This is a genomic window from Neisseria sp. HMSC078C12, from assembly GCF_001838065.1.
GTDB lineage: Bacteria > Pseudomonadota > Gammaproteobacteria > Burkholderiales > Neisseriaceae > Neisseria.
The window spans coordinates 95744-107734 of record NZ_KV835611.1 but is presented as its reverse complement, the minus strand read 5'-3'; the positions used below and the strand labels follow the sequence as shown (position 1 = coordinate 107734).

The 11991-nt window shown below is 47.1% G+C and carries 9 protein-coding genes and 3 tRNA genes; 8 read left to right on the top strand and 4 right to left on the bottom strand.

What is annotated here, in order from left to right:
- Positions 1-227 precede the first annotated feature (227 nt).
- The 3 genes from HMPREF2596_RS07205 to HMPREF2596_RS07195 all read right to left on the bottom strand — a co-directional run bounded on the left by HMPREF2596_RS07205 (position 228) and on the right by HMPREF2596_RS07195 (position 592).
- Positions 228-318: transfer RNA gene (locus HMPREF2596_RS07205), tRNA-Ser, on the bottom strand.
- Positions 319-380: 62 nt separating this feature from the next.
- Positions 381-467, bottom strand: a tRNA-Leu gene (locus HMPREF2596_RS07200).
- A 38-nt stretch (positions 468-505) separates the two neighbouring features.
- Positions 506-592: transfer RNA gene (locus HMPREF2596_RS07195), tRNA-Leu, on the bottom strand.
- A 94-nt stretch (positions 593-686) separates the two neighbouring features.
- On the opposite strand from HMPREF2596_RS07195, the gene rnr reads away from it, so the two are divergent.
- From rnr to recR, 4 genes are all read left to right on the top strand, one after another.
- The gene (gene rnr, locus HMPREF2596_RS07190) at positions 687-3167 is read left to right on the top strand and encodes a ribonuclease R (protein WP_114139672.1); all 2481 of its coding nucleotides are present in this window, start codon (positions 687-689) and stop codon (positions 3165-3167) included.
- An 81-nt stretch (positions 3168-3248) separates the two neighbouring features.
- The gene (locus HMPREF2596_RS07185; RefSeq protein WP_070850538.1) at positions 3249-3596 is read left to right on the top strand and encodes an arsenate reductase; all 348 of its coding nucleotides are present in this window, start codon (positions 3249-3251) and stop codon (positions 3594-3596) included.
- A gap of 145 nt (positions 3597-3741) precedes the next feature.
- A complete protein-coding gene (locus HMPREF2596_RS07180) occupies positions 3742-5595 on the top strand; it encodes a SurA N-terminal domain-containing protein (RefSeq protein WP_070850536.1) in 1854 nt (617 codons plus the stop codon).
- Positions 5596-5677: 82 nt separating this feature from the next.
- A complete protein-coding gene (gene recR, locus HMPREF2596_RS07175; protein ID WP_070850534.1) occupies positions 5678-6283 on the top strand; it encodes a recombination mediator RecR in 606 nt (201 codons plus the stop codon).
- Between the two features lie 62 nt (positions 6284-6345).
- On the opposite strand, the gene HMPREF2596_RS07170 is transcribed toward recR, so the two are convergent.
- Positions 6346-6633, bottom strand: coding sequence for a hypothetical protein (locus tag HMPREF2596_RS07170; RefSeq protein ID WP_003683377.1), 288 nt, complete (start codon positions 6631-6633; stop codon positions 6346-6348).
- A 214-nt stretch (positions 6634-6847) separates the two neighbouring features.
- On the opposite strand from HMPREF2596_RS07170, the gene HMPREF2596_RS07165 reads away from it, so the two are divergent.
- The 4 genes from HMPREF2596_RS07165 to HMPREF2596_RS07150 all read left to right on the top strand — a co-directional run bounded on the left by HMPREF2596_RS07165 (position 6848) and on the right by HMPREF2596_RS07150 (position 11965).
- Positions 6848-8098 (top strand): lipoprotein-releasing ABC transporter permease subunit, encoded by a 1251-nt coding sequence (locus HMPREF2596_RS07165; RefSeq protein ID WP_003746931.1) that lies wholly within the window; start codon positions 6848-6850, stop codon positions 8096-8098.
- Positions 8091-8774 carry a lipoprotein-releasing ABC transporter ATP-binding protein LolD gene (gene lolD / locus HMPREF2596_RS07160; protein WP_003679081.1) on the top strand — a complete coding sequence of 228 codons (684 nt, stop codon included), beginning with the start codon at positions 8091-8093 and terminating at the stop codon, positions 8772-8774. Before HMPREF2596_RS07165 ends, lolD begins: the two co-directional genes overlap by 8 nt.
- A 131-nt stretch (positions 8775-8905) precedes the next feature.
- The gene (gene recD / locus HMPREF2596_RS07155) at positions 8906-10669 is read left to right on the top strand and encodes an exodeoxyribonuclease V subunit alpha (RefSeq protein ID WP_070850532.1); all 1764 of its coding nucleotides are present in this window, start codon (positions 8906-8908) and stop codon (positions 10667-10669) included.
- A 96-nt stretch (positions 10670-10765) separates the two neighbouring features.
- Positions 10766-11965, top strand: coding sequence for a hypothetical protein (locus HMPREF2596_RS07150; RefSeq protein WP_070850530.1), 1200 nt, complete (start codon positions 10766-10768; stop codon positions 11963-11965).
- Positions 11966-11991 lie beyond the last annotated feature (26 nt).

Below are 11991 nucleotides of genomic sequence, written 5' to 3'. Positions count from 1 at the left end.
AACAGTTTCAGACGGCCTTTCATTATGATGAAATAAACGTATAGGGCAGATTTTATATCAGGGGAAAATGGTATCGGGATTTTAGGATAAATCACGAATTTTCATCAAAATGTTGCTAGGGTAAGATACTTGATAAGACATCACGTCATGTTCAGATAGACGGGATCAACCATATTCAAAAAGAGTAGATATGAAAAAAGACACCGTTAACTGGTGTCTTTAGTATCTGGCAGAGAGGAAGGGATTCGAACCCTCGATACGCTATTCACGTATACACGCTTTCCAGGCGTGCGACTTAAACCACTCATCCACCTCTCTGTGGACTATTATCCTGACTTATTATCAGAATAATATAAAAACTTGACTGATTGATTTATCAGTGGTGCCCAGGAGAAGACTCGAACTTCCACACCCGTGAGGATACTAGCACCTGAAGCTAGCGCGTCTACCAATTCCGCCACCTGGGCAATTTAAATTTTCTTAAGCAAAGAAGCACCAAATTATTTGGTGCCCAGGAGAAGACTCGAACTTCCACGCCCGCGAGGACACTAGCACCTGAAGCTAGCGCGTCTACCAATTCCGCCACCTGGGCTTTGCTTTATTCTTCAATTTCAGGTAGAGTTGACTACCTGTACTGCGAAGAAGCAGCTATTATATATTTTAAAAAAAGAATGTCAACCATCAAAATGAACAAAAATACTAAATCTTTAAATTTACGAGAAAAAGACCCGTATTTAGAGCGGGAGAAACAACGTTACGCTCATCCGTTGCCCAGCCGTGAATGGGTCATTGAATTATTGGAACAAAAAGGTGTGCCGACAAAAATCGAAGCTTTGGCGCATGAATTGTCGATTGCAGAAGATGAATATGAATTCTTCGAGCGCCGTCTGAAAGCGATGGCGCGCGATGGCCAGGTATTGATTAATCGACGTGGCGCGGTATGTGCGGCAGAAAAATTGGCATTGGTTAAATGCCGTGTCGAAGCGCATAAAGACGGTTTTGGTTTTGCCGTGCCGCTTACGCCGACAGGCGAGGGCGATTTCGTTTTGTATGAGCGTCAGATGCGCGGCGTGATGCACGGGGATATTGTTACCGTGCGTCCTGCCGGTATCGACCGCAGAGGCCGTCGCGAAGGTACGGTTTTAGATGTAGTGGAGCGTGCGCAGTCTAAAGTGGTCGGCCGTTTTTATATGGATCGCGGCGTGGCGATTTTGGAGGCCGAAGACAAACGCTTGAATCAAAGCATTGTTTTGGAACCTGAAAGCGTAGCGCACTTTAAACCGCAATCCGGTCAAGTCATTGTCGGTGAAATTGAGACTTACCCCGAGCAAAACCGTCCTGCCGTAGCGAAAATCATTGAAGTGTTGGGCGATTATGCCGACAGCGGTATGGAAATCGAAATCGCCGTGCGCAAGCACCATTTGCCTCATCAATTCAGCGAAGCATGTGTCAAAGCCGCGAAGAAAATTCCCGATCATGTGCGTAAAACCGACTTGAAAGGACGCGTGGACCTACGCGATTTGCCTTTGGTAACCATTGACGGTGAAACTGCGCGGGACTTTGACGATGCGGTTTTTGCCGAAAAAATCGGCCGCAATTACCGTTTGGTGGTAGCGATAGCCGATGTCAGTCATTATGTCCGCCCGGATGACGCGATTGATGTAGATGCTCAAGAACGCAGTACCAGCGTGTATTTCCCGCGCCGTGTGATTCCGATGCTGCCGGAGAATTTGTCCAACGGCATCTGCTCGCTCAATCCTGATGTTGAACGCCTGTGTATGGTGTGCGATATGGTGATTACTTATGCCGGCAATATCAAGGAATACCGTTTCTATCCGGCAGTAATGCGTTCGCATGCGCGACTGACTTATAATCAAGTTTGGGATTGGATTTCAGACGGCCGGGATCATCCGTTTAAACCGCAAATCGATACTCTGTATAAATTATTTAAAATCTTGCAGAAAAAACGTTTCGAGCGTGGCGCGGTTGAATTTGAGAGCATTGAAACCCAGATGATTTTTGACGACAACGGTAAAATCGACAAGATTGTTCCCGTTGTCCGCAACGATGCGCACAAGCTGATTGAAGAATGTATGTTGGCGGCGAATGTTTGCGCGGCAGAGTTCTTGCTGAAAAACAAACATACGGCTTTGTTCCGCAATCACTTGGGCCCGACTCCCGAAAAACTGGCCACTTTACGCGAGCAGCTTGGTTTGCTGGGTCTGAGTTTGGGCGGCGGAGACAACCCGACACCGAAAGACTATGCTGCGCTTGCCGAACAATTTAAAAACCGTCCGGATGCGGAGCTGTTGCAAGTGATGATGTTGCGTTCTATGCAACAGGCGGTTTATGAGCCGCATTGCGACGGTCACTTTGGTTTGGCTTATGGTGCATATGCACACTTTACTTCGCCTATCCGCCGTTATCCGGATTTGACGGTGCATCGTGCCATCAAAGCTGTATTGAACGGACAAACTTATCAACCCAATAAAACCTGGCAGGCTTTGGGCGTACATACCTCTTTCTGCGAGCGCCGAGCCGACGATGCCAGCCGCGATGTGGAAAACTGGCTGAAAACTTATTATATGCGCGACAAAGTCGGCGAAGTCTTCAGCGGCAAGATTTCGGGCATGACCAGCTTCGGTATTTTTGTAACCTTGGACGATATTCATATCGACGGCTTGGTTCACATCAGCGATTTGGGAGAGGATTATTTCAACTTCCGTCCTGAAATTATGGCGATTGAGGGCGAACGCAGCGGTGTCCGTTTCAATATGGGCGATACGGTTACTGTAAAAGTCGCGCGTGCCGATTTGGATACCAGCAAGATTGATTTGACCTTAATCAGCGGCGGTTCAGTCGGTAAGAAACGCGGCGGTAGAAAAACAAAACCTGTGAGTAAGCCGATAGCTGCTGACAAACCTGTCGAAAAACGTAAGCGTAAACTTTCAGCTAAAGAAATTGATGAAGCGTTGGCTGTTCCCGCGAAGGCAAAGAAGGGTAAGGTAAAAAGCAAACCTGCTTCCAAGCCTACTAAACCAAGTAAACCTAAAGCCGCAGGTAAGAAAAAAGCGCAGGCGAAAACAGCCTCTGTTAAGGCCGGGCGTAAAAATAACGCCCAAGGCAAAAGCGTGAAGATTAAAGTGAAGAAAGCTGCTAAGAAATAAGCGGTATTTAAATCAGGCCGTCTGAAAGGTTTCAGACGGCCTGAATTTGTGATTTCATGAATGAAAACAAGGATAAATAAGATGATAAAACTATACGGTATTCCCAATTGCGATACGGTTAAAAAAGTGCGTAACTGGTTGACTGAAAACGGCATTGAGTTTGAGTTTATAGATTTTAAGAAAAACGCCCCAACTGCCGAATTGATTGATGGCTGGCTGGAGCAGGCGGATTTGGAGATTTTGCTCAATAAAAGAGGTACGACTTGGCGCAAGCTGGATAAAGATGCGCAGGAATCTGCCGTCACAAAAGAAGGTGCGATTGCTTTGATGGTGGAGAATCCCAGCATCATCAAGCGGCCTGTGTTGGTCAAAGAAGGGCAGGTTCATGTCGGATTTTCAGTAGAAGCGTATCAGGAAATTTTCGGATAAGGCATTTTTAGGTTTTTAGGCCGTCTGAAAAAGCAAGCCTTGAAAAAATACGTTACAATACGCGCTTTGAGCCTGTTTTCAGGATTTTAAGATTTTTGCGGCAGCATTTTGTAGCTACCGCGCCAAACTTTTCTTTTGGATAAATATGTTCCATATTGTTGAAAAATATAAAACACCCGCCCAGATTGTTTTAGGTATCATCGGTCTGACCTTTATTGGATTCGGTGCCAATAATTTGTCTTCGCCGGGTTCTGATTACATTGTCAAAGTCGGGGATGAGAAAGTCAGCGAACACGCTTTACAGATTGCGATACAAAACGAGCAGGCTGCCGGCAATAATGCGCCTTCGCGTGATGCGGTATTCCAATCGTTATTGCAACGTGCTTATCTGAAGCAGGGTGCCAAGCTGATGGGCATCGCTGTGTCTCAGGAACAAATCAAGCAAGTCATTGTGGATGATCCGAATTTCCATGATGCTTCCGGTAAATTCAGCCAGGATTTGCTCAAGAAATATTTGGATCAACGCAGGATGACCGAGGATCAGTTCGTTGAAGATATCCGTGAACAGTTCCAATTGCAAAATCTGTTGAATTTGGTGCAAAACGGCGCTTTGGTCAGCGATGCGCAAGCGCGTCAATTGATTAACCTGACTCAAGCTACGCGTACCATCCGTTCATTTACTTTCAGCCCTGAAGCATTTGTGGCACAAGTAAAAGTAGATGATACGGCTTTGCAAAAGTATTATGAAGCGCATAAAAAAGATTACTTGATTCCTCAAGCTGTTAAGCTGGAATATGTGGCTTTGAACATCAAAGATTTGGCTGACAAACAAACCGTCAGTGCGGAAGAAGTACAAAAAGCTTACGACAGCAAAAGCGTAGATTTGTCGCCAAGAGCCGAAATTGCGCATATTTTCATTCCGGTTATGCCTAACGGAGATGAAGCAAGCAATGCGGAAATTAAAGCCGAAGTGGACAAAATGGCTGCGGAGCTTAAAGCACATCCGGATTCGTTTGCCGAACTGGCGGCCAAGTATTCCAAAGACTTGTCCAGCAGCAATAAAGGCGGCAACTTGGGTTATCTGAGCAAAAGCGGCGGCAGCGGCTTCGGGCCGGAATTTGATAAAGCGGCATTTGCATTGGGCAAAGGCGAAGTCAGCGATACCGTTAAATCGTCTTTGGGTTATCACGTCATTAAAGTTTTGAATGTCGAAGCTGAGCCGACTTTGGAACAAGCCAAAGCGCGTATCGAAGCAGCCTTGAAACTGAAAAAAGCAGCTTCTGCCTTTAATGCCGCTAAAGAAAAACTGGGTGAAGATACCTTCAATGATCCGTCTTCTCTGGCAAAAGCAGCCGCCAATTCAGGTTTGAAAGTAGAAAGCCTGGATGAATGGGTGACCAAAGCGGGCGCGAAGGAAGCCGGCTTGCCTGAAGCGTTGATTAATGCCGCGTTTAGTGATGATGTACTGAAGAAAAAACACAATTCTGAAGTGATCGCCATCAACAACGATACCGTTTGGGTCATTCGTGCGAAAGAAGTGCGCGAAGAGAAAATCGCACCATTTGCGGAAGTCAAAGACACTGTCCGTGCAGCATATCAGCGCTCTGAAGCCGCTAAACTGGCAGAGAAAAAAGCCCAAGAAACTTTGGCCGCATTGAAAGCCGGTAAAACTGCCGATGTTCAATGGTCGCCTGTTTCTCAGTTGAGCGCGCAAGATGCACGTAAAACCATGTCTCCGGAGGCTTATGCGGCTTTGCTGAAAGCTCGTCCTGTCGGCGGCAAACCTGCGTATACATTGTTGGAAGGTATGCCTGCGCCGGTGATTATGGAAGTTCAGAGTGTTTCCGCTCCTGAAAATGCCGATTCACAGATTCCGGCTGCCAAACAGGCTTTGGTTCAGCAGCTTTCTGCCAATGTTTTCGATGCCTTGCTCCAGTATTTGGATAAGAAAATCGATCGTACGCAAGGTGCACAACAAGTTAATAATGCTGCCGAATAAGCAGAATATTAGAGTAGGGCAGCCGGATGAATTCCGGCTGTTTTCTTATTTTTAGCCATCTTTTTAAAGGCCGTCTGAAATCATGAATAAAAATCCTGATGCCTTTGTCCGCTTGATTAATGCATTAAAAATATTGCCCAATGTCGGACCGAAATCTGCACAACGTATGGCTTACCAGCTTTTGCAGTACAAACGCGAAGAAGCGCAAGAATTGGTGGACGCTTTGCAGTTTGCTTTGAGGCAGGTGCAGCATTGTCGGATGTGCAACACATTTTGCGAAGGCGATTTGTGTGAAATTTGCGCAGACGAAAAACGCGATAAAAGTCGTTTGATGATTGTGCATATGCCGGCGGATGTCTCCAGCATGGAGGCGGCCAATTGCCATGATGGCCTGTATTTTGTTTTGATGGGGCAAGTCAGTCCGGCGCAGGGCATGGATATTTCGGCAGTCGCATTAGATAAGCTGGTGGCCCGTCTGCAGGCGAGTGATATTGAGGAAATTATCATTGCAACCAACTTCACAGCCGAAGGCGACGCGACAGCGTATGTGTTGGCGGAATTGTTTAAAAATCTTCCTTATAAAGTCAGCCGGTTGGCAAGAGGAATCCCTTTGGGCGGCGAGATGGAATATGTGGATGCCGGTACTTTGGCTCAGGCTGTTTACGATAGACGAAACATCCAATCTTAAATGTCAATATAAAAAGGCTGTCTGAAAGTCTTTCAGACGGCCTTTTCATTGATGAAATCAGATTATTTGCAGCTCACGCCTTGAATTTGAGGCGTATCGCCGTTGCCGACTTTAAATGCGCATTTGGTTGCGCTGCTACCGGATACGGTAACAACACCGTTTCCGCTGTTGAGGCTGACAGGTTCTTTTACGCCCATGCCGACAGCAGTGGCTGCCAGTTTTTGAACATCGGCGTCGGAGTAAGCGGTATTGTTTGAACTGATTTTGATTTCTTTGGCGGCATATGCATTGAAGCTGAATGACAAACCTACAGCTACGGATACGAGGGCCAAGAATTTTTTGCTGTTCATTAGTGTATTTCCTTTTTGATGGTGACAAAACGAGTCACAGCTTCAGAATAAGGGCGATTGGGCGATTGTGCAAGTTTTTCGGCGGAATTTACTGGAAGATACATGGTTTTACATACACTATATCCCTGAATGCCACATCAGTCGGGCAATCGGACGACCTGTCGGTTTTACGGTACAATAAGCCTTTTTTGACAAACGAATGAGGCATTTTTGAATGGCTTCTTTAGAAACTTGGATAGGCCTGCGCTATTTGCGTGCGAAAAAACGCAACGGCTTTATGTCATTTATTACCATGATTTCAATCGCCGGTATCGCCTTGGGCGTAACGGCGCTGATTGTGGTGTTATCGGTAATGAACGGATTTCAGAAAGAGATACGCGGTCAATTGTTGAACGTCGCACCTCATGCGGAAATCGGCTATTACGATGTCGGCAGTGCGCCGGGTTGGCAGAATTTGCGCGAATTTGTAAAAGGCAAAAAGGAAGTATTGGCCAGCGCGCCTTATGTTTCCGATCAAGCTTTGCTTGCCAATGCAGGAGAAGTGCGCGGTGTACAGATACGCGGTATCTTGCCGTCTGAAGAAAAAAATGTCGTTGATTACGGCAAGGATATGCCGGCCGGCAGTTTTGACGATTTGAAGCCGGGCGAATTTGATATTATTTTAGGTCAAGGGCTGGCTGAGGCATTGGGTACGGAGCTTGGCGGTAAAGTTACTGTGATTACGCCGGAGGGTAATGTTACTCCTGCAGGCGTGGTGCCGCGCTTGAAGCAGTTTAATGTGGTCGGTGTGGTAAAAACCGGTGTTTATGAAGTCGATAACACATTGGCCATGACGCATATCAAGGATGCGCAAGTCTTGTATCGACTGGGTGAAAATGTCGGTGGGCTGCGTTTACGATTGGCTGATCCGCAGAATGCGCCGTCTTTCATTGCCAAGTTGATTCCTGATGCTAAAAAAGATGAAGTATGGGTGCGCGACTGGACGTTTAACAACCGCAGCTATTTTGAAGCCGTTGAGTTGGAAAAACGCATGATGTTCATCATTTTGACGCTGATTATCGCGGTTGCTGCGTTTAACCTTGTCTCGTCTTTGGTAATGGCGGTAACGGAAAAACAAGCCGATATTGCGATTTTGCGTACTTTGGGTTTGTCTCCGGGTGGTGTCATGAAGATTTTCTTGGTGCAGGGTGCTTTTGCGGGGTTCTTCGGTACGCTTGTGGGCGTGGTATGCGGTGTATTGCTGGGTTGGAATGTCGGCAAGATTGTCGCGTTTTTTGAAGACCTGTTTGGCGTTCATTTGATTAACTCTCAAGTTTATTTCATCGATTACCTGCCTAGTGATGTGAACTTGAAGGACGTCGCCGTTATTGCCTGCATTTCGCTTGGCTTGGCATTTATCGCCACACTGTATCCGAGCTGGCGTGCTGCGAAAACCCAACCTGCGGAGGCTTTGCGTTATGAGTAAGACAATTTTGAAATGTATCGGCGTTGGCAAAAGCTATAATGACGGCGCATTGAATGTACAAGTGTTGAATCATTTGGATTTTGAAGTTGCCGAAGCGGAAAGCGTGAGTATTATTGGTTCATCAGGCAGCGGTAAATCTACGTTGCTGCACCTTCTTGGTGGTTTGGATATGCCGTCTGAAGGTAAGGTAATACTGATGGATCAGGATTTGGGCGGTTTGAGCCAAAAACAGTTGGGCGAATTGCGCAACCGTTATTTGGGCTTTGTGTATCAGTTCCACCATCTATTGCCTGAGTTTTCTGCGTTGGAAAATGTCATGATGCCGCTTTTAATCGGCAAAATGCCCAAGGCTATGGCTGAGGAGAAGGCTGTCAAGATGCTGAAGAAGGTCGGCTTGGACAAGCGTATGCTGCACCGTCCAAGCGAACTTTCCGGCGGCGAGCGTCAGCGTGCGGCGATTGCCCGTGCTTTGGTTAATGAGCCGAAATGCCTGTTGGCAGATGAGCCGACGGGTAACCTTGACCGTAAAAATGCGCAAAATGTGCTGGACATGATGCTGGATTTGAAACGCGAATTGAACACCAGCCTGATTGTGGTGACCCATGATGACGAGCTGGCTGAACGTTTCGACCGGGTAATGACCATGAAAGACGGCAGCCTGCAAGTGCTGCAATAAGGTTATTATTTCAGGCAAATATTTTATGCTTTGAACGGTATAATAGAGGCCGTCTGAAAAATAGGTTTTCATTTATGGAAACACTGTTTTTCAGACGGCCTTTCTTTTTCCGTATCCATCAATCCTGAGCCATGAACCCGACCGACTTTATCCTTTCCTCTGCCGCAGATGCGGCCATAGCGTTTTTCCGCCGCCACGAAGTACAGGGCGCATCCGTTATTGAGCCTTATGTGGTTCGACTGTTTGCAGCCTTGCAAAACGGGCATTCGTTTATTTACTTGGATAAAGCGGATGTCGATGCCTTAAGCAACTTGCCGAATTTAGTCGGCAATGCGGATAAACCGCTTATCCTGCAAGGCAGGAAATTGTTTTTAGGGCGGATGTGGCAGTTGGAGCATGATTTGGCTGTCGAAATCAAACGGCTGGCCAGTGCCGAGGCGGAAGAAGTGAATTTCATGGCGGCTTCAAAAAGCCTGAGCGACTGGTTTGATCCTAAAGACAGTAAAGAGCAGAGGGATGCTGCGGCTTTGGCCTTGCTGCAAAACTTTATGCTGATTACCGGCGGGCCGGGTACGGGTAAGACGACGACCGTCGCAAAGCTTTTGGGCCTGATTTGCAATAACAGTACGAAGCTGCCCCGTATTGCGTTGGCCGCGCCGACGGGTAAAGCGGCTGCACATATGGCACGGGCTTTGCAGCGTGCTTTGGATGGCTTTGATTTGTCTCCGAACATTAAAGCGCATTTGGAAAACTTGGAAGGACAGACTGTCCATCGATTGTTGAAATTGCGGCCGTCGCAAATGCGCCCTGCGTTCAATCATGAACATCCGCTTGCTTTGGATGTTTTGGTGGTGGATGAGGCTTCGATGTTGGATTTGCCGCTGGTGTTGGATTTATTGCGCGCCGTGCCGACCGGTTGCCGTCTGGTGTTGCTGGGCGATGAAAACCAGTTGCCGTCGGTTGGCTTGGGTGCCGTATTGGCGGCGTTGTCGCGTCCGACGGCTTTGGATAAAGAAACTGCTGAAAAGCTGGAAGTGTACCTGCCCAATCATGGCTTTGAGATTAAAGAGCGGCCTCAGGCTTTATCGCAAAACAATGCCAAATTGACGTTCAGCCACCGTTTTGGTGCAGACAGCGGTATCGGCTGTTTGGCAAGGGCGGTGGTGTCCGGGGAAAAGCAAACCGCGGTCGAACAGTTTGACAAGTTTCCCAAAGAGTTGGAAATGAAATCAGGCCGTCTGAAAGAGCAGGTCGCCTTGCTGTATCAAAAGCAACAGGATTATTGGCAGGCCGTGGCAGAGAATAATGTTGCACTCGCCTACGGTCATGCAGCCGATGTGGTGGTATTGGCGGCTTGGCGGCAGGATGCGGATGATTTGAATCAGGCTTATCAAGAATACTTGCAATGGCAGGGCAAGGTTTCGGGCGAAACGCCTTGGTTTGCCGGACAAATCATCATGATTACCCACAATGATTACATGCTGGAAGTGTTTAACGGCGACATCGGGCTGATTATGAAAGATGAAGAATCGTTGAATGGTTTGTCTGCCTATTTTCCTGAGAAAGATGGATTTAAAAAAATTGCCATCAGCCGTTTGCCCGATTTTGAATCGGCTTTTGCCATGACGGTGCACAAGAGCCAAGGTTCGGAATATCGGGAAGTATGGCTGTTGCCGCCGTCAGTGCCCGCAACGACGGAGGGCGAGGAGGAAACCCGAGGATTGGATAAGGCTTTGCTTTACACAGCCATTACCCGCGCGCGTGAACGTTTTGTGTTTTGGGGAAATGCAGAGGAATTGTGTCAGGCTGTGGGATGCCACCAAAAACGCAGGACGGCATTGGCCGATGCCTTGGAACGGCAGTTTGAACAACCTGATATGCAGGCTTCTGTTTGACCTGAATCAAGAGGCCGTCTGAAAGCGGAGAAAGCGTTTAAATCTGCTTGACTGATTACACTAATTTACATACGATAAAAATAATTAGTAAACAAAATGAATAATTTTTACAAAATCCACGATTTTGTACGCTTTATCGAATACTTCACTTTCAATACCTTCTTTTGGAGAGTCGGCATGAAATTTCAAACCAAACTGATTGCAACCTGTATTTTATTGGCTTCATCATCTTATTCATTGGCAGAGAATGCTGATGGCTGGCGTGATGCGGCGGCTTTGGCCACCACCAATGATTATGTCAATTCCGGCAGCATCATTCGCAAAGATGACGATAAAATCAGCATTTTCAATGATTTGTTGACTGTGAACGGCGGTTTGCGCGTACGTGCGGATACCAAAGACATCAATGCCAACAACAGTAGCGTTAATCCGACGCCTGAAGACACCAATGCCAACTTCAACGCGGAGTTTTGGTTACGCGCAAAACTGTACAAAGATTGGAAATTGGTAGCGCAAATCGAGCCGAATATCGATTTGGAAACCGGTAAATTCAACGGCGATCATGATGTGCCGGTCAATAAACTGTATGCCGAAGGGACTGTGTACAACAACATCAAAGCGCGTGTCGGTAAATTTGGCGCGTTCTCTTCATACGGCCGCGTATGGGATACCGAAGTTACCGGTGGCGAAATTTTCTTTGACAATAAAACCCTGCCGACCAAAATCTATGCGGGCCGCCGTACAGGCAATCTGAACGACAACGCATGGGGCATCGGCGGCCGCCGCAGACATTTTGCCGCGGTTCAAAGCGTGTTGCCTGTGAATGAGAATATCAACGTCGGCGCAACCGTTAGCTATATGAAAGACATCGATGTACGCGGTGCGAAGAAAAATGCGGTCTTCGGGGAAATTGGTACGGACATTAAATTTAATGACGATTGGCGTTGGATGGCTGCGGTCAGCAAGTCCAATATCAAAGCTTATAATGATGCCGGACAAAAAATCAAAAATGACGGCGTGTTCACTGAAGTGCGCTATAAATCGGCCGATTGGAACGTCCGTAATTCTTACGATGTATTCTTGAACTACCGCCGCGTCGGCTCGTTGTCCGGTGTCTCTTCTGTTGAGGATTACAGCAAAAACGTCCAAGGCGTGCAAATCGGTGCGACCTATATTCCTTGGAAAAACTGGAAACTCAAAGGCTTCTATTTGGCCGGCAAACAGGTTACGCCTACCGTTGGTACGGATAAGCAGGACGTGAACGTTATTCGTGGTCAGTTAGAATATAAATTTTAATCATCACAAATAAAAAACAGGCAGGA